Source organism: Granulicella sp. dw_53, from assembly GCF_018449545.1.
Classification (GTDB): domain Bacteria; phylum Acidobacteriota; class Terriglobia; order Terriglobales; family Acidobacteriaceae; genus Edaphobacter.
Genome location: NZ_JAAVUR010000001.1, coordinates 617,555 through 641,764 on the forward strand (window position 1 = coordinate 617,555; position 24,210 = coordinate 641,764).

The 24,210-nt window shown below is 59.5% G+C and carries 17 protein-coding genes; 5 read left to right on the forward strand and 12 right to left on the reverse strand.

The genetic code is table 11. The annotated features are described in order from the left end of the window. Nucleotides 1–94: 94 nt before the first annotated feature. A complete protein-coding gene (locus HB393_RS02625; RefSeq protein WP_213803569.1) occupies nt 95–574 on the forward strand; it encodes a hypothetical protein in 480 nt (159 codons plus the stop codon). On the opposite strand, the gene carB is transcribed toward HB393_RS02625, so the two are convergent. From carB to HB393_RS02640, 3 genes are all read right to left on the reverse strand, one after another. Next, nucleotides 571–3,858, reverse strand: a complete 3,288-nt coding sequence (gene carB / locus HB393_RS02630) for a carbamoyl-phosphate synthase large subunit (RefSeq protein WP_213803570.1) — start codon at nt 3,856–3,858, stop codon at nt 571–573. The genes HB393_RS02625 and carB overlap by 4 nt on opposite strands. Before the next feature lie 90 nt (nt 3,859–3,948). After that, the gene (carA, locus tag HB393_RS02635) at nt 3,949–5,088 is read right to left on the reverse strand and encodes a glutamine-hydrolyzing carbamoyl-phosphate synthase small subunit (RefSeq protein ID WP_213803571.1); all 1,140 of its coding nucleotides are present in this window, start codon (nt 5,086–5,088) and stop codon (nt 3,949–3,951) included. A gap of 413 nt (nt 5,089–5,501) precedes the next feature. Further along, the gene (locus HB393_RS02640) at nt 5,502–5,813 is read right to left on the reverse strand and encodes a Rieske 2Fe-2S domain-containing protein (RefSeq protein ID WP_213803572.1); all 312 of its coding nucleotides are present in this window, start codon (nt 5,811–5,813) and stop codon (nt 5,502–5,504) included. Between the two features lie 119 nt (nt 5,814–5,932). Between HB393_RS02640 and HB393_RS02645 the strand changes: the two genes are divergently transcribed. Both HB393_RS02645 and HB393_RS02650 read left to right on the forward strand, forming a co-directional pair. Continuing rightward, entirely contained in the window at nt 5,933–6,856 is a 924-nt protein-coding gene (locus HB393_RS02645) for an alpha/beta hydrolase (RefSeq protein WP_213803573.1), read from the forward strand. A gap of 55 nt (nt 6,857–6,911) precedes the next feature. Continuing rightward, a complete protein-coding gene (locus HB393_RS02650) occupies nt 6,912–7,310 on the forward strand; it encodes a DoxX family protein (protein WP_213803574.1) in 399 nt (132 codons plus the stop codon). A 615-nt stretch (nt 7,311–7,925) separates the two neighbouring features. Here HB393_RS02650 and HB393_RS02655 read toward each other — a convergent pair. The 3 genes from HB393_RS02655 to HB393_RS02665 all read right to left on the reverse strand — a co-directional run bounded on the left by HB393_RS02655 (nt 7,926) and on the right by HB393_RS02665 (nt 14,044). Further along, nucleotides 7,926–9,248: a DUF1501 domain-containing protein gene (locus HB393_RS02655; protein WP_213803575.1), complete on the reverse strand. Its 1,323-nt coding sequence runs from the start codon at nt 9,246–9,248 to the stop codon at nt 7,926–7,928. A 184-nt stretch (nt 9,249–9,432) separates the two neighbouring features. Beyond that, on the reverse strand, nt 9,433–11,733 hold the full coding sequence (locus HB393_RS02660; protein WP_213803576.1) for a DUF1800 domain-containing protein: 2,301 nt from the start codon (nt 11,731–11,733) through the stop codon (nt 9,433–9,435). Nucleotides 11,734–11,845: 112 nt separating this feature from the next. Further along, complete coding sequence (locus HB393_RS02665) at nt 11,846–14,044, reverse strand: dehydrogenase E1 component subunit alpha/beta (RefSeq protein ID WP_213803577.1); 2,199 nt, start codon at nt 14,042–14,044, stop codon at nt 11,846–11,848. Between the two features lie 559 nt (nt 14,045–14,603). Here HB393_RS02665 and HB393_RS02670 point away from each other — a divergent pair. Next, nucleotides 14,604–15,554, forward strand: coding sequence for an FkbM family methyltransferase (locus HB393_RS02670; protein WP_213803578.1), 951 nt, complete (start codon nt 14,604–14,606; stop codon nt 15,552–15,554). 60 nt (nt 15,555–15,614) lie between these two features. On the opposite strand, the gene HB393_RS02675 is transcribed toward HB393_RS02670, so the two are convergent. Next, entirely contained in the window at nt 15,615–16,427 is an 813-nt protein-coding gene (locus HB393_RS02675; RefSeq protein ID WP_213803579.1) for an ATP-binding cassette domain-containing protein, read from the reverse strand. Nucleotides 16,428–16,549: 122 nt separating this feature from the next. Here HB393_RS02675 and HB393_RS02680 point away from each other — a divergent pair, with 122 nt between their 5' ends. Further along, nucleotides 16,550–17,425, forward strand: coding sequence for a hypothetical protein (locus HB393_RS02680; protein ID WP_213803580.1), 876 nt, complete (start codon nt 16,550–16,552; stop codon nt 17,423–17,425). A gap of 101 nt (nt 17,426–17,526) precedes the next feature. Here the strand turns inward: HB393_RS02680 and HB393_RS02685 are convergent, their stop codons facing one another. The 5 genes from HB393_RS02685 to HB393_RS02705 all read right to left on the reverse strand — a co-directional run bounded on the left by HB393_RS02685 (nt 17,527) and on the right by HB393_RS02705 (nt 24,191). After that, entirely contained in the window at nt 17,527–18,282 is a 756-nt protein-coding gene (locus HB393_RS02685; protein ID WP_213803581.1) for a TIGR00266 family protein, read from the reverse strand. Nucleotides 18,283–18,338: 56 nt separating this feature from the next. Beyond that, nucleotides 18,339–19,373 carry an L-threonine 3-dehydrogenase gene (gene tdh, locus HB393_RS02690; protein WP_213803582.1) on the reverse strand — a complete coding sequence of 345 codons (1,035 nt, stop codon included), beginning with the start codon at nt 19,371–19,373 and terminating at the stop codon, nt 18,339–18,341. 132 nt (nt 19,374–19,505) lie between these two features. Further along, nucleotides 19,506–20,777 (reverse strand): glycoside hydrolase, encoded by a 1,272-nt coding sequence (locus tag HB393_RS02695; RefSeq protein ID WP_213803583.1) that lies wholly within the window; start codon nt 20,775–20,777, stop codon nt 19,506–19,508. A gap of 45 nt (nt 20,778–20,822) precedes the next feature. Further along, nucleotides 20,823–23,732 carry a TonB-dependent receptor gene (locus tag HB393_RS02700; RefSeq protein WP_255550719.1) on the reverse strand — a complete coding sequence of 970 codons (2,910 nt, stop codon included), beginning with the start codon at nt 23,730–23,732 and terminating at the stop codon, nt 20,823–20,825. Nucleotides 23,733–23,771: 39 nt separating this feature from the next. Beyond that, nucleotides 23,772–24,191 carry a hypothetical protein gene (locus HB393_RS02705; RefSeq protein WP_213803584.1) on the reverse strand — a complete coding sequence of 140 codons (420 nt, stop codon included), beginning with the start codon at nt 24,189–24,191 and terminating at the stop codon, nt 23,772–23,774. Between the last annotated feature and the right edge of the window lie 19 nt (nt 24,192–24,210).

Below are 24,210 nucleotides of genomic sequence, written 5' to 3' on the forward strand. Positions count from 1 at the left end.
CGCTTTGACCAATCATGGACATCTGCAACAAAAGCCGTATGCAAGGAGATGCCCAGGGCAGCCATAAATGCAGTAATCTCACCACAGACACGCCATGGCCATTAAACAAGACATCACGCAGGGAAAATCCATCGGAGATCTCATGCGTGAGGCCTTCTGGTTCCTCACCCACACATTCATCGCGATCCTGTTCCTGGCGATCGCCATCGGCGCGATAACCCTGACGCATCCCGATCCGGACGCTAACAACCCCAAGCTGATCGGAACAGCAGCAGCCTTTCTGGTTCCTCTGATCGGCGGATATCTTGTAGCCAAGCTGCAGCAGAACGAGATCGCCCGCTACGTCTGGATCTCCGGCCTGCTGCTCTTCTCCGTCGTCTGCGTTTGGGTTCTGGATCTTCCCACCGGAAACGGTCTCTGCGAGTCCTGTGGAGCAATCGACAAGCTCTGGCGAACCTTCTTCGACATCGGCAACGGAAGCGGCCTGATGGGCGGAGACGGCCTGCTGGTTGGCACCTGGGCTCCGCTGGCCATGATCGCCTACTCCGTCGGCGCCCGCTTCGGACTCGACTAGCTCAAAGTCTCTGCCGCAATCCGCTCCGCATGCAACGTCTGCAGCGCAATCACGCTGAGAGCGCCTTCCTGCAACGCAGAGATTCCCTCTGCCGCGGCACGAGCCGCAGCCAGCGTAGTAATCGTAGGAATGCGAGCCAGCACCGCCGCCCGCCGAATAGCCTTCTCGTCGAAGAACGTATCCTGCCCATGAGGCGTATTGATGATGAGCTGAATTCGGTCGCCCTTGATCAGGTCGACCACATTCGGACGGCCTTCCTTCACCTTGTAAACTCGCTCCGGCTGCAGCCCTGCCGTTTCAAGCACCTCAGCCGTGCCATGAGTAGCAACCAGATGGAATCCCATCTCGACGAACTGACGAGCGAGCGACACCAGACCATCCTTGTCGTGATCATTCACGCTGAGGAAGATCGTTCCGGCCAGCGGAAGCACCTGCCCTGCAGCGCTCTGCGCCTTGGCAAAGGCCTCACCGAAGTTGTCCGCAACTCCCATCACCTCGCCGGTTGACTTCATCTCCGGTCCAAGCACCGTATCGACGCCTGGGAACTTACCCCACGGAAACACTGGCGATTTCACGAAGAAATGCGAACCTGTCTCAAGATCTTTCCCACTCGCGACCTGCTCCGGCAATAACTCCTTCAACTTGCGACCCACCATAATGCGCGAAGCGATCTTGGCCAGCGGAACGCCAGTAGCCTTCGAGACATAAGGAACCGTCCGCGATGCACGCGGATTTACCTCGATCACAAATACCTTGCCGCGCTGAATGGCGAACTGAATGTTCACCAGACCCATAACGTTCAACGCCTTCGCCAACTGCCGCGTGTACTCACGAATCGTGGTCAGAACTTCCTGGCTCAAGTCAACCGCAGGCAACACGCACGACGAATCGCCCGAGTGAATTCCAGCCTCTTCGATATGCTGCATGATTCCCGCGATCACCACATCCTCGCCATCGCTCAATGCGTCGACATCGACCTCAATAGCATCCTCGAGGAAGTGATCGATCAACACTGGACGCTCCTGCGAGTACTCAATCGCCGTGCTCATATAGCGAACGATCGCCTCATCGTCATAAGCAATCACCATCGCTCGTCCACCCAGCACATAGGAAGGACGAACCAATACGGGATAACCGACACGATTTGCCCCTGCGACAGCCTCGGGAACACTAGTCGCCATCGCGCCTTCGGGCTGTGGAATCCGCAGCTCCTCGATCAATTTGCCGAACCGCTTGCGGTCTTCGGCGAGATCGATCGACTCCGGCGAAGTCCCAATAATCGGCACACCAGCCTTCTTGAGCGGCAGGCTGAGATTCAGCGGAGTCTGCCCACCGAACTGCACGATCATTCCGATCTCCGCACCCGACGACGCCTCATGTTCATACACGGCAAGCACATCCTCGAGCGTCAGCGGTTCGAAGTACAACCGATCGCTGGTGTCGTAGTCCGTTGAGACTGTCTCGGGATTACAGTTCACCATGATCGTCTCGTAGCCATCTTCGCGCAGTGCGAACGCTGCATGGCAACAGCAGTAGTCGAACTCGATTCCCTGTCCGATCCGGTTCGGTCCACTTCCCAGAATCATGATCTTCTTGCGATTCGTCGGTGCTGCTTCGTCCTCTTCGTCGTAGCAACTGTAGAGATAAGGCGTAAAGCTCTCGAACTCCGCCGCGCAGGTATCCACCAGCTTATAGACAGGCATTACGCCCAGTCTCTTCCGCAAAGCGCGTACCTCGGCAGTAGCCGTCGGTCCTTGTAATCCCCAACCAGCCGCCAACCGTTCGTCGGAGATGCCCATCCGTTTCGCAGTGCGCAGGTCGTGTTCCGTCACCTCGTCGATCGTTTTCCCACCGATCGCCTTGATCTCGTCGGTGATCTGTTTGATCTGATATAAGAACCACGGATCCATCGAGGTCATCCTCGCAACCTCGCGCACAGACATGCCTCGTTCGAACGCGTAGCGAATATACGACAAGCGATCGGGATGTGGTGTCACCAACCGTTGCGTCAGACGCCGCGGCTCGATGTCATCCGCTGTAGCCTTCTTGCCCGTCTCCAACGAACGGACGGCTTTCATCATGGCTTCCTTGAAGGTGCGGCCAATCGCCATCACCTCGCCGACCGACTTCATCTGCGGCCCCAAACCTTCATCAGCGCCGGGGAATTTCTCGAACTGCCACTTCGGAATTTTCACTACTACGTAGTCGATGGTGGGCTCGAAACAAGCCGGAGTCGCTTTGGTGATGTCGTTCTGCAACTCGTCGAGCGTGTAGCCTACCGCCAAGCGCGCAGCGATCTTCGCGATCGGAAAGCCGGTTGCCTTCGATGCCAGTGCAGACGAACGCGACACACGCGGATTCATCTCGATCACCGTCATCCGGCCGTTCTGCGGATTCACCGCGAACTGTACGTTGCTTCCTCCGGTCTCGACACCGATCTCGCGAATCACCCGGATCGCCGCGTCGCGCATGCACTGGTATTCGCGATCGGTCAGAGTCTGGGCCGGAGCTACGGTAATCGAGTCTCCCGTATGCACACCCATCGGATCGAAGTTCTCGATCGAGCAGATGATGATGACGTTATCTTTCAGGTCACGCACCACCTCCAGCTCGTACTCCTTCCAGCCGAGGACGCTCTCCTCAATCAGACACTCGCTTACCGGAGATAGATCGATGCCGCGCGAAAGAATCTCTGTCATCTCTTCGCGGTTGTAGGCGATACCACCACCCGAACCACCCAGTGTGAACGAAGGCCGAATGACGACTGGAAAGCCGATCTTTCCTGCAAAGTCCAGGCCGGCGCTCACCGTGTTCACCAGAACGGATCGCGGCATGTCCAGACCAATCTTGTTCATCGCGTCTTTGAACAGCAGACGGTCCTCTGCCTTCTTGATCGCCTCGAGCTTCGCGCCGATCAACTCGACGTTGTACTTCTCGAGCACGCCTGACTCCGCCAAATCAACGGCCAGATTCAACGCCGTCTGTCCACCTACCGTCGGCAACACTGCGAAGACGCCTGCGCCAGGAAGCATCATATCCGTCTCGACGCGGATGATCTCCTCTACATAGGCCGGGTTCAATGGCTCGATGTAGGTGCGGTCCGCGACCTCAGGATCGGTCATGATGGAGGCTGGGTTTGAATTCACCAGCACTACCTCATAGCCCTCTGTCTTGAGCGCCTTGCACGCCTGCGTGCCGGAGTAGTCGAACTCGGCCGACTGCCCAATCACAATCGGCCCTGAGCCGATCACCAGAATCTTCGCGATGTCATTCCTGCGTGGCATCTTTTTTCTTTCTCGCTTACAAGTCTCGATGGCGTTTCAAAGGGCGCCCCGACTGCTGCGCCCTGAATGCACATGCTCTAAATTAGTGCTTCACTTCTTCCAATCTTCCATCATCTTGCGGAAGTCCTTGAAGAGATAGTGCGAATCGTGCGGTCCCGGGCTGGCCTCGGGGTGATATTGGACGCTGAACATCGGGTCTGTCTTGTGCTTCAGGCCAGCCAACGTCTGATCGTTCAAATTGGTATGTGTCTGCTCCACATCGTCCGGCAGGGACGCGGGGTCGACGTTGTAGTTATGGTTTTGCGCTGTGATCTCTACTTTGCCTGTCTGGTGGTTCAGGATGGGATGATTCCCTCCGTGATGTCCGAACTTCAACTTGTACGTCTTGCCACCCAAGGCCAGTCCAAAGATCTGATGTCCCAGGCAGATACCGAAGATGGGCGCTTTGCCTTGTAGCTTCTGGACCGTCTCTACTGCATAGTCCAACGGCTCCGGATCACCAGGTCCGTTAGAGAAGAAGACTCCATCGGGACTCATCGCAAGTACATCTTCTGCGCTTGTCTTCGCTGGAACTACCGTCACACGGCAGTTCTCCCGCGTCAGCATCCGCAGGATATTCTCCTTGATGCCGAAGTCGTACGCGACAACGTGCATCTGTTCGCCGCTGCCGTCGATGGCTTGAGTGAGGAGCTTGTCGTCGGTCTGGTTCTTCGGCTCGGTCGAGCTCCACTCGTAGATCTTCTTGGTGCTCACTCCGCTGGCGAGGTCAGTTCCGTCCATCTTGGGGATGGATCGCGCCTTCGCTACCAGCGCATCGACGTCGAGGTTCTCTCCGCTCGCGATCACGCCGCGCATCACGCCGTTGGCGCGCAGATGACGCACGACGGCTCGCGTGTCGATGCCGGAGATTACCGGAACTCCATTGCGTTCCAGGTATTCATCAGCGACTTCGGTGGAACGCCAGTTGGAGCTGATCGCAGAAAATTCGCGAGTCACCAAACCTTCGATGTAGGGCCGCGAGGCCTCCGCATCATGGGGAGTCGTGCCGTAGTTTCCGATGTGAGGGTTCGTCAGAACGACGATTTGACCTGCGTAGGAGGGATCGGTAAAGATCTCCTGATATCCGGTCAGCGATGTATTGAAGACCACCTCGCCGGAACACTCCACCCCGGCGCCAAAGCTTGTACCACGAAAGATGCGCCCGTCTTCAAGCGCCAGTATTGCCTGCATTGCCTCTCCGAGGAGTGGATTTTATCGATTCTATCAGTATTGGCGCTGGAAATCAGGCCATCTCGATAAATCGCGTAGGCAAGTACAGGCAAGTAGAAGACCCGGCACAGTTCGGCCGGGTCCCGGGTTGCTTTCCACCCAATCCTAGGGTCTGTGATGACGATGATGTCTGTGGCGGTGGTGACGAGGCGCGGCATTTGCGGGTACGACCGAACCAGCCAGAACGACGAAAGCAAACAAACCGAGAATGATGCGGCGAATTTTCATAATTGACCCCTGGATACAGACCGTTCGTGAGTTTGAGCGATTTGACCTGTCTGCAGCTTAGACCAGACCGCCCCTTTTCCTGAGTAAAAGTTTTCCTCAATTCCGGGGACGTGCCGTCCTTGGTTCTTATGACGCTTCCGGCGCAACTATTCGATGTCTACCAGGAGATTATCTCCTTCTACTTTCAACGGAAAGACATCGACATGTTCGTGCACCGGATACTCCGCCTGTCCGGTCTTCATGTTGAAGGCCCAGGAGTGCCAGGGGCAGATTACTGCATCGCCTTCGATCCAGCCCTGTCCCAACGGTCCAAGGCGATGGGGACACCAGTTATCCAACGCAGAGAGTTCGCCGTTTACGTTCGCGAGGCATATCGCCACACCATCGACCTCGGCTTCCTGGACGTGCCCCACGGCCGGGGCCTCCGCCACGCTACACAACCGCACCCACTGCGCCACAGCAACTCCTCCTGATACGTCTTTGGACCTTCTTCCATGGTAGCCCGTGACCGCTATCCCGCTTGACGGTCTGGCTCGTTTGGGGATCGCGAGGTGCTAAAGTTCTTGAAGACCATCAGATGCCTCGCCGCACCCAGCCTTCTACCTCAAGAACTTCCCCGCCCTCTGCCCGCCGCCCGGCTACGGTGGACGTCGATCCGCGCTGGATCCTGAAGGCGGTTGCCGCCGTGATCCTCGCCGCGCTCGTCTGCGGCTATCTGACGCTTTGCCTGCTCTTCTATGTGGGCCAGTGGCAGATCGTTCTGCATCCGGCGCGGACCGCTGCCGCACACCCTCCGATCGCCGATGGCTCCGTGGAGTTCGTCCGCTTCGCTCCTGATGACTCTGCTGTGCCGCAGCTTAGCGGCTGGTGGATTCCTGCCGCACCGGGTGGCCGCTACTCCGACGCGACGCTGCTTTATCTGCCCAGCGGCAACGGATCGCTTGCGGATGCGTCTGCTTCGCTGGCTGTGTTGCATGGCCTGGGCGTCAACATCTTCGCCGTGGACTACCGCGGTTATGGACAGAGTTCGACAACCCATCCGAGTCAGAGCAATATGACCGCCGATGCGGAGGATGCGTGGCGCTATCTTCACACCAGCCGTAGGCTTCCGGAGCAGCAGATCGTTCCCTATGGAGTCGGGGTCGGCGCGTCGCTTGCGGCTCATCTGGCGGTTGCGCATCCGCAGACACCTGCGCTGATCCTTGAGTCTCCTTATACGGATCTGCTTGACGTTCTGCTGCTCGATCCGCGCACGAGCCTTCTGCCGGCTCGACTCCTCTTTCATGAGAGATTTCCGCTTGCTGAACCTCTTGGGAGTTTGCGTACGCCGAAGCTGCTGCTCTCCGGCAATAAGGCTTCTCCTGCGTTCAAGACTGCCGCGGATCCCAAGATCGCCGTCGAGTTCAATGCCAATGCTGGTCAGCTTTCCAGCCAACCGGAGTTTCTGCCGTTGCTCACGCGGTTTCTCGATCAATCTGTGCCTCGAGCTTCTGTGCGGTGAACTTTGCCGGCTGTTCTTTCCAATTTAATTTCATCCGAGATCCAAGGAGATCGCTATGACTAAGTGGCTCAATGGCCTGCAACCCTTCGGGGCACTCCTCATGAGGCTCGTTCTGGGACTTTCGATGGCCGTTCATGGCTACGAGAGGGTCGTTCCGCATGGGGCGCTGAACCATTACGTGCACTACGTGGTCACGCTCGGCGTTCCCTACTGGCTGGGATACGTCTCGGCCTTCACGCAGTTCGTCGGCGGCATTCTGCTGGTCGTCGGTCTGCTTACGAGGCTGGCCGCTGGGCTGGTCGCCGTCAATATGCTGGCTGCCTTTGCGCTTGTGGGCATCCATCAGGGCTTTGGGATCTATAACTACATCCTAGCGCTGGCGGCTCTGGCCATCATGCTGTTGTTCTATGGCCCTGGGTCGCTCGCCCTAGACCGCAATATTGGCTTCAACTAGGGTTCCCGATCCGCTGCCCCTTCCCCCATCTCTGGGCGGAAGCGGCTTGGAATGAGTCACTTAGGAAGATAAGGCTCTCCTAAATTACAGATTCCAGACGGTTTGTGTCCAAATACGAGAGCCAGTTCGACTTACGGCTGTTTCAAGTTCTGGGGCTTTGATCATGAGAGAAGGGCTTTGTCGGTTGCGGTTTGGCTCTTTCTTTTTGATCTCTACTTCTATTCTAGTGAATTGGCTTAACTAAAGTGCCACTCGTATCTGGTTGCTCTCGCTTGGGTTAGGTAGTTTTGGGGCTTGACAGCCATTTTGTTGGAGATTTTGAGGATAAATGCTGTAAGAGTTTGAATTTACGTTGTTTATTAGCGACTTAAGGAAGTGAAGGCCCCCGGTGCTCTGGGGGCCTTACATTAGGGAGGGGAGGGGTCGTGCAGATAAGGGAAGCCGGAACCGCGGGAACTGAAAGCCCGGCGTTTGGTTACTACAATCAATAAGACGCGGGACCAAGAAAAAAGTTGTCTATTGTTTTCCTAAAATCCTTCAAAACGTATTTTTCTACGATAAGTGGGATACTTACAAAGTTTGCGTAATACGAAATACGACGTCAAGCCCATGATTCTAAACAAAATTGAGGAATGTATTGGGTCGGATTTGGGCGTTGGGAAAGATTACTTCCAGATTTTTAGAGCCCAAAGTTTTGTAGGCAGCTTCGCCTAAGACCCGCCGAAAGTCGGTTGTGACGGTGAGGTCGCGGCCCTCATTCAGTTGCTCGTTGGCCAATCCGGGCCACTTGCCGTAGACCTTTCCTCCCTTGACCGAACCTCCGAGGACGAACATGACGTTTGCATGGCCGTGGTCGGTTCCGCCGGTTCCGTTCTGGCGGGCCGTCCGGCCGAACTCGGACATGGTCACCAAGGTTAGATTTTCGGCGTCTGAGCCCATGTCCTTCCAGAAGGCGGCGATGGTGTCGGAGAACTCCTTGAGGCGGTTGGCCAGTTGGCCGTTTACGTTTCCCTGGTTCTGGTGGGTGTCCCAGCCGCCGATATCGGAGAAGGCAGCCTCCACCCCGAGGTTTGCCTTCATGAGTTGCGCTACCTGCTTCAGGCTGTTTCCGAAGGGGGTGGTTGGGTAGACGACCCCAGGGGCGGGCTGGTAGTGGGCGGGGTCGGCGGCCTTCAGCATCTTTACCGCCTCGAAGGTCTCCTGTCCGGTTCCGTGGAGGACGGCGTCGGTGCTCTGGTCGTACATGGCCTGGAAGGCGTTGCTGATGGGCGAGGTCTGGGGACCTTTGCCGCCGATGGAGAAGTCGGCCAGATTATTGACGGCGATTGCGGGCAGTCTGCCCTGGAGGGTTCGGGGAACCTGGGTTCCGAGGGCCACGGCACGAAAGGCCGATGATTTGCCAGAGGTGGTCGGCTCTGCCTGAAGGGCGCGGTTCAACCAGCCGTCCTGGGTGGCCTTGAGGCCGGGGGTGCCGCTCTCCATGTAGTCCTGGGCGTCGAAGTGCGAGCGGGTGGTGTCGGGGGAGCCTGCGGCGTGAACGATGGCGAGGTGTCCCTGCTCGTAGAGCGGCTTGAACGAGGCCATGGCGGGGTGCAAGCCGAAGAAGCCGTCCAGATCCAGGACGTCTTTCTGCTGGATCGCGATGGAAGGGCGCATCGCGTAGTAGTTCTTCTCCTGGTAAGGGACGACGATGTTCAATCCGTCCGCCGCGCCGCGCTGGAAGAGAACCACAAGCTTCTTCTTGCTGGCTGCCGCGGTGGTGACCTCCGCCATGACGCTGCGTTCGAGGAAGGCGGGGATCACGGAAGTGCCGATCAGGGCCAAGGCTCCGCCTTTCATGAAGCCGCGCCGGGTGATGCCGCGGCGGGGCAGGTCGCGCCCTTGCATATCGCAGCCCCAGGTACTCCGGTCGATCAACTCTTCCCTGTTCATGGACATTCCGATCTCCTTAAAGAGCTATTCCCAGCGTGCGCCGAAACATTACGGCGTCCTGCTTGATGCAATAACCTTATCTTGATTATTCGAACTTGATTAATCTGGCCCAGCCTGTATTAACCCAGTTCAGGGTGTAAGTTTCGCGTCTTCTTTGCTGGTTTGCTGCGCCAGGGTAGCTTGCGGCGACTTAGCGCCGCTGAAACTCTGGCGAACCGAGCAGTAGTCCGGCCATGATGGCGGACTGGCGGTCTATATGGCCTAGATGGTCTGAGGGTGCAGCTTCGGGCGCGTCCTGCTGGGTTGCCATCGAAGGGTCTGGCGGGGAGTTTGCGAGCATCTGCGGATCAACGGGCTTGAGGGGGAAGTCTCTCGCGGCTTGTAGCTGGGTTGCAGTGTCTTTGAACTGGCGTAGCACCGTCTCGCGGGTTCGCTCGCTGACGGGCTGTCCGATTAACAGTTGCTCGAGCTTCTTCTCTCTTATGGCCGCCGAAGCATCGGCGTCCGGGGTGTTGAACGCGACGGACTTTCTTAGGGATTCGTTGGGAGCACCGAGGTATTGCGGCCAGTCTGTACGGGTCCCGGGCAGGCGGTTGCCGCAGAGTAGCAGCGTGAAGTTCATGCGGTTCACCAGTGCGCTGCTGCTGACCCAAGGCTCGGCCAGCCAGCTGTATCCATTGGGCGTCTGCATTCCGTAGAGCGGCATACCCAGGCGGTCCAACGACCGGACCAAAGGGAGTGCGTTCCCGACGTCCGCATTGCTGGCGCGAACGGCGGAGGCGACGAACTCCAGCGGGGTCTTGACCTTGTCGCGATATACGTCCGGGGCCCAGAACTCCGGCGATTGGAACATGGTGCGCAGGACCGTCTTGATGTCTCCGTGGCTGGCCTCGAAGGCCTTTGCCATGCGGTCGACGAGCGTCTGTGGAGGGGTGTCGCTTACGAATCGGATCGCGAGTTTGTTGGAGATGAACTGTGCCGTGGCCGGGCTGATGGCGAGCCGGTGCAGCACCTCGAGTCCTTCCCTTTCGCCGCTCTCGGGGATGACTGCACCGAGAACCTGCTTGGAGCCGGGCTCGTGGCGGCGGAGCTCGAAGCGGTACTCGCCGCCGCGAAGAGGCCGGTCGATGGTCCAGCCGGAGAGGATCTTTGCTACCTGGGTGACGTCCTGCTGGGTGTATCCGTGTCCGCATGCCGGGCTGAGGGCGGTTGCGGGATGATCTTCGCTGACCTCGCACTGCACGCCCAGGGTGTGGAGCTCCATCAGCTCGCGGGCGTAGTTTTCATTCAGGCCGCGATCTTTCAGCGCTTGTTTTACCTGGGTGTTTCTCGCCAGGAAGGCAAAGCGCTGGCCGTTCTTCGCTGCTGCTGAAGACGGTCCGATGCTTTGCCAGTTATCGAGGTACATCAGCATGGCGGGGCTCTTGGCCGTCGCCACGAGCAGATCTTCAAAGTTGCCCAACGCGTTTGGCCGGATTACATCGCGCTCGTAGGAGGGCAGGAAGTACGGCTCGTTCTGGTTCTTCTTGAGGTAGACGTTGAAGTGGTTGAGCCAGAAGTCGGTCATGACTGCTTCGAGCTGGCGGTCGCTGTAGATGGCGCGCAGGAGGCGAGACTCCGAGAGCTCCGCGCCGATCAATCGGGGCGAGCCCTGGAGCGATCCAAGGGTTTCCTTTTGTGTGGGGTCCAGACCCTGGACCAAGGTGGCCAGTTCCTTGCGGCTGAGGCTGTTGTGGAAGTTGATGAGCTCCTGGGGCTGCATTGCGAGGATGCGATTCACTCGCTGATCGGGCGGGAGATTGAGGATCCTTGCGGTGTCGGACTCTGGGTAGAACTGGTCGCGGTGGGTCGCCGTTGCGGCTGTGGCTGGGTCGCCGTTGTCTGCTTTTTGCTTGTCTTCCTGATCTTCGGACGCCATCTTTGCGGCTTCCATCGACATGGGATCGGCGCTCTGCGTCCTCTTTGGGGTGGCCACGCTGTCCGGGGTTTGCGATGCTGCGGTCGCTGCCTTCTTTGCCTGGGCAACCTTGTAGAAGGCGATCTGATCGGCGTAGATGGCGTGCTTCACGGGATCGCTTGGAAGAGGAGCGTTCGTGCGGATCATCTGGCGCAGGAGTTGCGGGCTGGGGTAGCGGTCCATCAGATCCGCCTGCTGCATCCGCATCGCGGGGAACTGGTCCAGACGGCGGTCGAGCGCGGAGTCGTCGATGGAGGCAGGATTTAACTGGCGCTCGAACCACTTCTCCAGGCCCATGGTCTGGGCGGCCTCGAGCTCGCCCGGGCGCGGCCCGAAGGTGAGGCGGTTGAGGGCGTGCAAGACTCTCTGTTCGCCTTGAATCTGTGGGGTTGCGATGGGTGCTTTGGGGCTGTTCTTCGCGGCGATTCCGGCGGCTAGAAGTGGCTGTTCCACTAGCAAGATACAGAGCAGTCCGGCTGCACCTGTGCGGATCGGAGCTTTCCAAGTTGCGGCAAAGGACTTGCGAGGCTTCATGGTCCACTCCTTTGTCCAACGCAGGGGATGGTCTGCGTCAGGACTTCAACACACACTAGAGGGAACCCCGGCTCGATGCTTCAGTTGCGCCGATGCCGTTCTTTGAGGAGCGTTAGAAGGCTGCCAGGTCTGCCATGGCGCGATAGAGGTCTTCCGGTTGCGGCAGGATTGCGTCTTCCAACAGCGGCTGGTAGGCGACGAAGGTGTCCATTGCTGCTACGCGGCGTACGGGGGCGTCGAGGTCGTGGAAGAGCTCGTCGCCGATGCGGGCGGCGATCTCGGCTCCGTAGCCCCAGCTCAGCATGTCTTCGTGGGCGATGATGACGCGGTTGGTCTTGCGGACGCTCTCGGCGATGGTCTCCCAGTCGTAGGGGCTGAGGCTGCGCAGATCGATGAGTTCGACGTCGATGCCGGCGTCGCGGTGCAGCTTTTGCGCTGCCTGCAATGCGCGCGGAACTACCGCGCCGTAGGTGACTAGGGTGAGGTCCTTTCCGGGACGCACAATCTTTGCCTTGCCGAAGGGGATGCAGAAGTCCGGGCCTGGATATGCGGCTCGTCCGAAGGTCTCGCGGTAGAGGCGCTTGTGCTCCAGGAAGAGCACGGGATCGTCGCAGCGGATGGCTGTGCGGAGAAGTCCAAGCGCGTCGAGGGCGTTGGAGGGCATGACTACGCGTACGCCGGGAGTGTGGGTGAAGATGCTCTCGCCGCTCTGCGAGTGATAGATGGAGCCACCAGTGAGGTAGCCGCCGATTGGCACACGCATTACGAGCGGGCAACTGAAGCCTGCGTTCGACCGCCAGCGGATCAATGCGAGCTCGTTGCGCATCTGGTGCATTGCGGGCCAGATGTAGTCGAAGAACTGGATCTCGACGACGGGCTTCAGTCCGCGGACGGCCATCCCGATGGCGCGGCCGACGATGTTTGCCTCCGCGAGTGGGGAGTTCCATACGCGGTCGTTGCCGAACTCGCGCTGCAGGCCGGAGGTTAGCTTGAAGACGCCGCCTTTGCCCTTGATCTTTTCGTCCTGGAGGAGCGCGGTTCGGGTGGCATCTGCGACGTCCTCGCCGAAGACTACGATGCGCTCATCGCGGCGCATCTCGTCCTTGAGGCAGGTGTTGATGAGGTCCGCCATGGTGCGTTCGGCGGGGTCGTTTGCCGTGACGGGCGCGGTGTCGAAGCGGGCGTCTGTGCAGCTTAGATCTTCTGAGTACTGGTGGCGCAGGATCGTGGAGACCTCGGGGGCCTTGGCCCTGACGGCGCGGTCCGAGGCTTGCTGCACCTCCTCGTCGACCTTCTTTTCCAGTGCGTTGATGCCGTCGGCGTCGAGTATTCCCTCACGAAGAAGCCACACCTGCATCTTGGCGATGGGGTCCCGCAGCGCGTCTGCCTCGAGTTCGGCCGCAGAGCGGTAGTCGCGTTCATCTTCGCTCATGGAGTGCGAGTAGGGGCGGATCACATGGCCGTGGACCAGTGCGGGTCCGTTCCCTGCTCTGCAGTAGGCGACTGCTTCGACCATTGCTTTGTAGCTGGCGATGGGGTCGGTCCCGTCGATTTCCGCGAAGTGGAAGTTGGGGAAGTTCGCGATCAAGCGCGAGATGTTGCCACCGGGAGTATTTGCCTCTACTGGGGTCGAGATTGCGTAGCCGTTGTCCTCTACCACGTAGACGACGGGGAGCTTGCCGTTGCTGGCGGTGTTCAAGGACTCCCAGAACTCGCCCTGGCTTGTCGAACCTTCGCCGATGGAAACGTAGACGACTTCGTCGCCGTGGAATTTAACGTCTTTGAACTCGCGGTAGTCGCCTTCGTGCTTGGCAGCGGCTTCGGGATGGCGCGAGAAGTATCGTCCGGCCTCCGCGCAGCCGATGGCGTGCAGGCACTGGGTTGCGGTGGAGGAGCTAGAGGTGACGATGTTCAGCTTGCGGCTGGACCAGTGGGAGGGCATCTGGCGTCCGCCGCTGGCGGTATCGTCGGCTGCCCCTACTGCCTGCAAGAGCTGTTCTTCGACGGTGTTCCCCAGGGTCAGGCAGATGGCGCGATCCCGGTAGTAAGGGAAGAACCAGTCGTAGCCTGGTTTCAGGGCCATTCCGGCTGCTACGAGCAAGGCTTCGTGGCCTGCGCAGGAGATCTGGAAGAAGATCTTCTGCTGTCGCTTGAGAACGATCTCGCGGTCGTCCGTGCGGCGGGAGAGATACATCAGCCGATAGAACTCGATCAGGCGCTCCGGTGTCAGATCCGCCGTAACCTGCTCGAAAGCCTGCTCTTTGCTGTCTAGCTTACCCTCTTCCGCGACGCTTCCCGAGCGACGAGCCATGCGGTTCTCCTCAGCCAATTTCTACCATTTTGAAGGCCCTGCTGTCCTGCTTACGGCAGGCCTCGCGCAGAACTCAATAACATCCTATGAGAGGTCCGTTCCAACGCACAATTCTCTTACGATTCTCTCATCTAAAGATGGACTTGTGAGGGGTTGGGGATCGCGGCTGATGTCGGAGTTATTTCGATCCTGGCGACGATGTTCTTCGCTGTTTTATGGGCAAATTTCCCTGTGGAGAAGAAGTTACAAGTGCATCTTCTTTATGCGGATATGGTCGCACGGATGCTCGCTTCTTGTTCGTCATTTTCGTATCGTCGGCCGTGAATCTAAAGTTTATTTCTGGATTTTCCTAAATCGACACTTAATCAGGTGTCTCATTTTGTACAAGTTTTCTGTTTTTCATGATGCCCGCCTGGATGATGCATTCTTTTGCATGTGTTGGCCTGGATGTACTTAGCCGAATCATTTCACTGCATTGCGGCATTTGGTTGCTTTTTTACTCAAACTAACTCGTGCAAGTGATACATGGGGCGTGGTATTGGTGTGCATGCAGAATATAGTGAGGTCTGTCAACAAGCCGGAGTATCTGCTCCAGCCAGGAGCTCTACTCCGCAGGGTGTTCGGCAAGCATACCGAGGAGGGGCTCGTCACGGTTGAGCTTCCATGGAAGCTTCCCATCGAGGTGAATACGTCCGAGGTGATGGGTCGGACGATCGCACATCATGGCCTGTTTGAGATGTCCGTGGTGGAAGGAATCTTCCGGCTGACAGAGCCGGACGATGTGTTCCTCGATGTGGGCGCGAATATCGGGTACATGTCCTCTGTGGCGATCGCCGCGGGGGCGAAGAAGATCTTCTCCTTTGAGCCGCATCCTGAACTCTTCAAACACTTGGATAAAAACAGATCGTTGTGGGTGGGCGTGTATCCAACGATGTCTGCGTCCATCTGCGTCAATCAGATGGCTGTGAGTACCCACAAAGGAACGGCGCATCTCCGTTTTCCGGAGAAAGATTTTGCGGGCAATTATGGGCTAGCGTCGTTGGATCGATGGCAGGACGGCGATTTCAAGGAGGTCGAGGTTCCTACTATTACCCTGACCGAGATTCTTGAGCAGTGCGACGGGAAGGCTGGGGTGTTGAAGATCGACATTGAAGGTCACGAGTTAGCCACCTTCAACGCTAGTCTGGATGTACTCAGCGCTGGAAGAATAAGGGACATCATCTTCGAGGACGATCACGGAATGGAATCGCCGGTCTGTGTTCTTCTTCGGACCGCTGGCTATACGATCTTCGGGCTGTATAAGACGATATTTGGGCCGGTACTGCTTGAGACGGCAACGGATGTCATTCGATTGAATGAACGCTCTCATGAGGGATGCCAGAATTTCATAGCGAGCCGAGATCCCATGCGGGTCAAGCGGCGGATGGCAGGACATGGCTTCCGATGCCTGGCCCATCCGAATGTGGTGGAACGCAGCTTGAAATTAAAACCGCTGAGTGTGAGTGCATAAGAGGGATGCTCTTGGTGTGTGGGTTTCAAGAGTCCTTCTATAAATAGCAATCGTTGGGATCTACCAGGCGTGGTGGAAGCCGTCTTTTTGGGTGAGGCGCACCTCGGTTTGGAAGAGGTCGCTGAGGATGGGGGCGGTGAGGAGGGTGTCTTTGGGGCCGTCGGCGTGGATGCGGCCGTCTTTTAACATAATGATGCGGTTGATCTCAGGGATGATGTCGGCGATGTGGTGGGTGATGAGAAGGATACCGGTTCCCTGCTGGGCGAGGGTGCGGAGCAGGTCGCGGAGGTCCTGCTGGGCGGCGAGGTCGAGGGCGTTGGAGGGCTCGTCGAGGAGAAGCATGGAGGAGGAGGCCGCTTGCTCTGAGCTGGCGTGGGCTGAACCTACGAGGGCGCGGCCGATCATGATGCGGCGCTGCTGGCCGGCGGACATCTCTCCGACTGGCTTGTTGGCGAGGGAGACGCCGCCGATGCGGTGAAGGACCTCGTCGGTGCGGGCTTGCATCTCCGGGGTGATGGAGGAGAGGAGGTTGGGCCAGAGGGTGGAGCTGGAGAAGAAGCCGGTGAGGACGGCGTCGCGGCCGGTGGTGTGGAGGGTGGGTTTGCCGGGAAGTTCTGCAGAGACGACGCCGAGGCGCTTCTTGAGCTCGGTGAGGTCCCAACGGGCGCGTCCGAAGATGCTGACGGAGGTATCCGGCTGGACGATGGGGTAGCACTCGCAGGTGATGGTCTTGATGAGGGTGGATTTTCCGCAGCCGTTGGGGCCGAGGATGGCGATGTGTTCGCCGGCGGCGATGGTGAGGTTGATGTCGTGGAGTACGGTGTTGCTGCCGCGGGCGATGTTGACGTGTCGGAGATCAAGAAAAGGAAGCATCTTTCTTAGGATAGATCGTAGCGGCGGTAACGTCACGCGGCGGACATAGCGGTGGCTATGGACCGCGATACCTCCGAATGAAGGCAGCCGGCATCCATGTGAGTACCAATTGGATTTGTCGATTGATTCCGGTTTTCATCATGCGCAACTTCACCCTGCATCTTGGCCTTTGGGCCCTTGTCCTCTCTGCTCTTACCAGTGCTGAGCGTTGTCGCGCGCAGTCGGAAGAGGTTGCGATGCTGACCACGGCGGAGGGCATTCCTGCCGCGCTGCCCGATGCTCCTTCGTTCGTGCTGCAACAGGAAGGAGCAATACAGAGTTCCGGAGAACGAGAGGCGCAGGAGACTGAGGATGAGCGAAAGGCGCGACTACATGCCCAGGCTCAAAAGGAGCTTGAGGGTCAAGTGCAGCAGCGCATCATGACAGTAGTGCCGAACTTCAATACGGTGATTAGCGGGCGTGCCGTGCCGCTTTCGAAGGGACAGAAGACGGTGTTGGCGCTGCACTCGACGTTCGACCCATTCAACGGGGTGGGGGCGTTTGTGCTGGCGGGGTTCAGCGAGATTGCGGGAACGCATCGTGGATATGGTTGGGGAGCTGAGGGTTACTTCAAACGCGTTGGAGCGAATGCCGCCGATATCGTGGATGGAACAATGTTGGCGGGAGCGGTTTACCCGATTCTGCTGCATCAGGATCCTCGTTTTTTCCGTAAAGGGAGCGGCACAATTCGGACGCGGGTTCGTCATGCGCTGCTAGGGGCGTTTATCTGTCGTGGAGATAACGGGAAGCGCCAACCCAACTACTCGAATGTGCTGGGAAACTTCAGCGCGGGGTTAATCTCGAACGTTTACTATCCTTCCGACGAGACGGGCATTGGGCTGTCGTTGGTGAACTCTTCGGTCGTGACGCTAGAGGGGGCGCTGGGGAATCTCGCTCTCGAGTTCTCGCCGGATGTCTCGAGATGGTGGCGCGAGAGACGTCATCCTAAGGTGCCTTGATTCGGTGCGACCGCGATTTGCGCAGCTCCAGAAAAATGGCAGAGCGTAACGGTGATCAGGGGGATAAGAAGAGCGATAAGAGCAAAGGAATTGGATTTGGTTTAGTCGATGCGTCTTAGGATGTTGCCTACGATGCCGCCTACTACTCCTGCTTCGGTCTGTTCGGCACGGTGGGAGGGCATGTACTCCTGTAGTTGATGGGCGAGCCGGGAGATGGGGAGGGTTTGGAGCCAGATGCGGCCGGGGCCGGTGAGGGCCGCGAGGAAGATACCGTCGCCACCGAAGATCATGTTCCTAAGGCCGGGGATACGCTGGATCTGGAAGGCGACGCTGGACTGGAAGGCTCCGACGTGGCCGGGATGGACGCGGAGGGTTTCGCCAGCGGCGAGGTCTTTGATGACGACTTCGCCGGAGAGCTCGAGCCAGGCGGTTCCCTGTCCAGAGATCTTCTGCAGGAGGAAGCCGTCGCCGCCGAAGATGCCCGCGCCGAGAGATTGCTGGAAGCCGACGCCGAGTTCGATGCCAGCGGTGGCGCAGAGGAAGCCGTGGCGGTGGATGAGGTATTCGTATCCGTTGCCCACGGGGACGGGGACGATGTGGCCGGGGACGCGGGTGGCGAAGGCGACCTCGCCGGGGACTCTGTAGGCGCGGTACTCGGTCATGAAGAGCGATCCGCCGCCGGCGACGCGCTTGATGACGCCAAGGAAGCCTCCGCCACCGGCGTGCTGGGTGTGGGTGGTCATCTGGATCGAGGCGGACATCCAGGAGAGCTCGCCGGCTTCGGAGATGACGGCGTCGTTGGGGTCGAGGGCGAACTCGAGGACGGGCATGGTGGTGCCGGTGATGCGATGGTTCATGACAGTTCTCCGTTGTGCTCCGAGGGCAGTATACGGCTATGCCAGATCACGCCAGTCTATGACACATCACGCCAGTCAAGGATGACCTTGCCGGAGTTGCCGGAGCGCATGGCAGAGAAGCCGTCCTCGTAGTCGCGCCAGTTCATGCGGTGGGTGATGACGGAGGAGATGTCGAGGCCGGTCTCGAGCATCACGGTCATCATGTACCAGGTCTCGTACATCTCACGGCCGTAGATGCCGCGGAGGGTGAGTTGATTGAAGACGACCTGGTTCCAGTCGATGGCGATCTGTTCGGAGGGGATGCCTAGCATGGCGATCTTGCCGCCGTGGCTCATGTTGGAGAGCATGTCACGGAAGGCGGAGGGGTTGCCGGACATCTCCAGGCCGACGTCGAAGCCTTCCTGCATATGTAACTGATTTTGAATTTTGGCGAGAAGCGTAGTGCGGGGATCGACGGCCAGGGTGACGCCGACCTTTTCGGCGAGGGCGCGGCGGTAGGGATTGGGATCGGAGATGACGACGTGGCGGGCTCCGGCGTGGCGGGCTACGGCTGCGGCCATGATGCCGATGGGGCCCGCGCCGGTGACGAGAACGTCTTCCCCGAGGACGGGAAAGGCCAGGGCGGTGTGGACGGCGTTGCCGAGGGGATCGAAGATGGAGGCGATCTCGAGCGAGATGCCCTTGGAGTGCTGCCAGATGTTGGACATGGGCAGAACGACGAACTCGGCGAAGGCACCGTTGCGATTAACGCCGACGCCCATGGTGTGGGCGCAGAGATGGCGGCGGCCGGCGAGGCAGTTGCGGCAGCGGCCACAGACGACGTGACCTTCGCCGGAGACGATCTGGCCGATGGCTAGGTCGTCGACGTTCGAGCCAATGGCGACGACTTCGCCGACGAACTCGTGGCCGATGGTGAGGCCGGGCTGGATGACGGAGCTGGCCCAGGCGTCCCACTCGTAGATGTGGAGGTCTGTGCCACAGATGCCAGTGTAGAGGACGCGGATTTTGACGTCGTTGATGCCGATCTCGGGTTCGGGTACGTCTTCGAGCCAGAGGCCGCGTTCTGCGCGGCTTTTTACAAGTGCCTTCAAGGGAGATGCCTTTCTAGAGTGCCCAGCGCCCGACATGGGACGCGGTGACTCGCTTTGGTCGAGCCCTCGTCATTTTACGCTGAAGGCTCGTTCCTTCCCTGCTGATTCGGGCTTGACATATCGAGGACTCTTTTATTGTGTGGGGCGGGCTCGGTAGAGATATGCGGTTGGGCTCTCTTCTCCGTTGTTGCTGGTGGCGACGAAGACGCTGCCGTCGGCGTCTAGGGCGACGGTTGGGTAGCGGTCGAGACTGACGGTTCCGGGAAGAGTCTGAGGCGGTGTGGTCTTCCCGTCGCTCGAGATGGTGACCAGGAAGGAGGAGAAGCTTCCCCATGTGCCGTTTTCTCCCGAGGTGCGGCCGGAGAAGGTGAGGGCGATACGACCGTCGTCGGTGGCGGTGAGGAAGGGGTGGTTAGCGCCGGGGATGTTGCCGTCGATAGAGAGAGGTGCATGGAAAGAGGCTCCGCCGTCGGTGGACTGGGCGAGGCGTAGACCGGGGTGGTTGCTGGCTGCGGAGTACCAGACGACGAGGAGTTTACCGTTCTGCACGGCCATGACGGGGCCGGACTCGGGGCAGCCGAGGATGCGCCAGCGGTCGAGGTTGACGCGAACGGGTTCGCTGAAGTGTTCGCCGAAGTCGTTGGAGGTGGCGACGGCGATGTCGCGCTCGTTGTCTCCGTAGACGTGGCGGTAGGCGACGTAGACCTTGCCGTTGGGGCCGAAGGCGATGGAGGGGCGGCAGCAGGGGCAGGAGAGGATAGCGACCTTGACGTTCTTGTGGAAGGTGAGTCCCTTGTCGGTGGAGCGGGCGAGGTAGATGTTGAAGGTGCCGTTGCTGGTGTTGTCACGGCCGTCGAGCCATGCGGCGTAAACGTCGCCGTTGGGGGCGAGGCCCAGGGATGGGAAGCCGGAGTAGGACTTGTCGGTGGGGAGCTTATCGGTGACGGGGACTCCGACGGGAGGCTTGGCGTCCATGCCACTGGAACGGGCGAGGAGGATGCGAGAGCCGGAGGACTCTGAGCGGTCCATCCAGAGGGCGTAGGCGTACATGGCGCGGCTGGCGAGTTGCGGAGCGTTTTCGGAGGAGGCGTTGACGGTGGCGTCTTCGGCGCTGAGGCGTTGCGGGGCCATCCAGTGCTCTCCTCCGTCGTGCGACATGCGGAGTTGGAGGGTGCTGGCTTCGTGGCTTCCCTCCACGGTGAGAAGGTAGAGGCCACCCGCTACTGTGCTGCCGACGACTGGGCGGCGTGCGCTGAAGAGCGGGCGGGGTTGAGGCTCGAAGCGGTACGCCGGTTCCTGGGTGAGAGTGAAGCCAGAGCGGTGACGCGAGTGCCAGAGGGCGAAGGGTACGCCTGAGAGCAGGAGCAGTGCGGCAACGGTGACAGTGAAGGATTTCAATCTCATGGCAATCTTTTCCTTTTGTGGCTGATGTGAGAGAAAGCCTTTCCGCTAAAACGAGAGGCGCAGGGCCAGTTGTACGTTGCGGGGATCGCCTACGGCGGTGGGGGTTCCGAAGGTAGATGATGGATTGGTGGGATAGACACCGGTACCGAAGGTTCCGTTGGGGATCTGATTGTTGCGATGGTTGAGAGCGTTGAAGGCTTCGGCGATGCCTTGCAGCTTGAAGCGTTCGCCGATAGGAATGGTGCGGCTGAGACGTGCACTGAGGGTGAAGGTGTCGAAGCCGATGCCTGCGTTGCGTCCGATCACAGTGCCCGGTAGCACGGCGGTACAGCTCACGAGGCCGGATACGCAAGGGCGCAGAGGCGTGGTCTGGATGGAGTTTGCGCCGGTGGTGATGTTGAACGGGAGAGCGGAGTAGTACTGCAGGATGCCGCCTAGTTGGAAGCCGTGGGTAAGACGTCCGGCGAGGGTGCGGGATGGCTCCATCGAGGTGTGAAGGGTGGCGTCGAAGACCACGCGGTGGCGCTGGTCGTCGTCGGAGCGGCTGCGGTCCATGGCGAGGTTGAAGTTGTTGATGGGAGAGCTGAAGAAGAACTCGCCGACGTTATCGATGGCCTTGGACCAGGTATAAGAGATGCGGTAGCTGCCCCAGCGGCTGGGCCGTTGGACGTAAGAGACGGAGAGGCCGTCGTAGTAGGAGTCTGCCGCTGCGGCGTATTCCTTGTTGTTGGCGTAGGTAGTGATGGGGCGGCAGAGGTTGATGGGATCGACGTTGGAGAGGCATGTGGGGGTGTTGAGGTTGACGGAGATAAGAAGATGTACTCCGCGTAGGTGCTCATAGCTGATGGCGAGGCTGCTCTTCTGGGTGATTTGCTGATCGACCTCGATGCTGGACTGCTCGGAGTAGGCGTTCTGCAGGTGAGGATCCATGGTGGTCAGGCTGAGGCGAGTGTTCGACGGGATGGTGGTAGCGGTATAGCCGGTGGCGATGTTGGGAAAGGTCGGCGCTCCGGCCTGACCGAAGGAGAGCGCCAGAGTGGTGAAGGTGGAGTTGTTGATGGCTGTGCCGTTGTTGTCAGATTCGAGAGCGTTGGAGAGGGCACGGAGCGGGACGCGATCGTAGAAGAGGCCGAAGCTGCCGCGGATGACGGTGTTGCGATTCTTGTAGGGAGACCAGGCAAAGCCGAAGCGTGGGGAGATGTTGTTGGTGTCGGTGGAGACTTGCTTGAGGAACTGGAGATCGTAGCGGAGGCCAGCGTTGAGGGTGAGTTGAGGGCTGATCTTCCACTCGTCCTGGGCGTAGAAGCCGATGTTGGGATTGAGTTGAGGGACGATGGTGTTGCCGAAGGATTGGGTAAAGGTGGTGTAGGTTCCCTTCTGAAAGGTGGCGAGGGAGGAGAAGGCGTAGCTGCCACGGATGGACTGCGGGAAGGTGATGGTGAGGTCGTTGTAGAGGAGGTCGACTCCGACGCGGAGGGCGTGGGCTCCGGCCTGATGGGAGAGGTTGTCGACGAGCTCGTAGAGGCGGTCGTAACGTGCGGTGGGCGAGGCGGAGAGCGTACCGAAGGAGGCTATGCCGGAGATGCTGACTGCAGGGCCGATGGGATCGTTGACGGGAGCCTGGAGATTGCTGTTGGTGAACTGGCCGCGAGTTTCATTGACGGTGCGGGGGGTGAGGATGGCCAGATTGCTGATGGCGATGGTCTGGTCGAGATCTTCAAGGCCCGCAGCGGCGCTGGTGTAGCTGATACCTCCAACGCCTCGGGAGTTCTGGCTGGCGACGTGGTACAGGCTGTAGCGGGCGCTCAACTGATCGCGCTGGCTGATGTGGTGATCGAGCTTGACGAAGAAGTTGCTGGAGCGCACGGGGTTGGAGTAAAGGGTCGTCGGGTTTGTAGGACTGATGGCGAGCTGCTGGCCTTGATAGCCAGTGTTCTGCAGGACGGTGTTGATGGCTGCGGCGTTGGCGGAGGTGATGGTGATGATGCCGTTCTGGTTGAGGTTGCGTTGCTCGAAGTTGCCGAAGTAGAAGGTGCGGTCGCGAACGATGGGGCCGCCCAGCGAGGCGCCGTACTGGGCCTGGGTGAGCGGGAGGTTGGTGCGGGAGAGCGCATTGGCGGCGTTGAGGCGCTGATTGCGGAGGTAACCGTAGAGGTTGCCGTGGAGGTCGTTCGAGCCGCTCTTGGAGACGAAGTTGATGTAGCCGCCGAGAGCGCGGCCGAACTCCGCCTGACCACCGCTGGTGACGACCTGCATCTCGTGAATGACGTCCATGCCGAAGCCCGTCTGCACGAGGCCCGCTGCGTCGTCGTTGGCGGAGAGGCCGTCGACGATGAAGCTGTTGGAGAAGTTGCGTTGGCTGTTGACGGAGATGCCCTGCCCTCCGACGGCGGAGGTCTCGGCGAAGAGTTGGTTGGCTCCGGTGTTGGTGGGAGAGACCCCGGGGACGAGAAGGGCGAGGTCGAGGAAGTTGCGTCCGTTGAAGGGGAGGTTGGCGACCTCGGTCTGGGAGATGGTGCCGGCGATCTGACTGCGGTCTGTCTCGAGGAGAGGCGCAGCGGCAGCTACGTTGACCACGGATTGCTCGGAGCCGATGGCGAGCTTGACGGGGATGTCAAAGGCAGCGCCGATGGTGAGAGTTACTGGAATGTGGGCGTCCGCAAAGCCGGACTGCGTGACGGTAAGTTCGTACGGGCCTACTTGCAGGTAAGCAAAGCGGAAGCGGCCCTCTGAGTCGGTGAGGATGGTTCGGGTACGGTTGGTGGCGTTTTGACGAGCGGTGACCGAGACTCCGGGAATGACCGCTCCAGAGGTGTCGGTGACGCGACCGCTGAGAGACGCGTTATTGACGGTCTCTTGAGCGAGTGCGCAGAAGGGAAAAGCAGACAGCGCGACGAGCAGCAAGCTGCTGCGCATGGGCGAGTGCACGGTGGAGCCTCCGGGGTCGTTGGGCATGGATGGAGTCCATGCGGAGCTTTTCTGAGGGGAAGATCTTCAGAGAAGAACGATTGCCGAAGGAGGACCGCGTTTGGGGTGGGAGCTGTCGAAGCTAGTGGGGATCCAGGGGGTGTGCTGGATGGATGAAGCTGAGGCTAGTGTCGCGAGTCCTAGAAGATCAGAGGAGTCGCTGAGCGCGAAGGATGGTGTATGTACGCTGGACGGAGCGAGCGGAGAGTAGGGGCACTTCTCGTGGACAGAGGTTAGGCCGGACTGACTTGCGGGCCGGCCGCTGCACTCGCCCTGCATCCCAGCGAAGTGTTTGCCATGAGCACGGCAGCAGGCTGGCAAGGGTGTGGTTGCGCCGGCGGGATCGGAGAAGAATGCCTGGCAGAGCAGGAGCAGCAGCGAGGCGAGCAGAGTGGCGGCAGTGAGTCTTCCCTGCCCTCCACGACGTGCTGTTGCCAGACTGCGCATTTTTATCCTCGGTCCATCC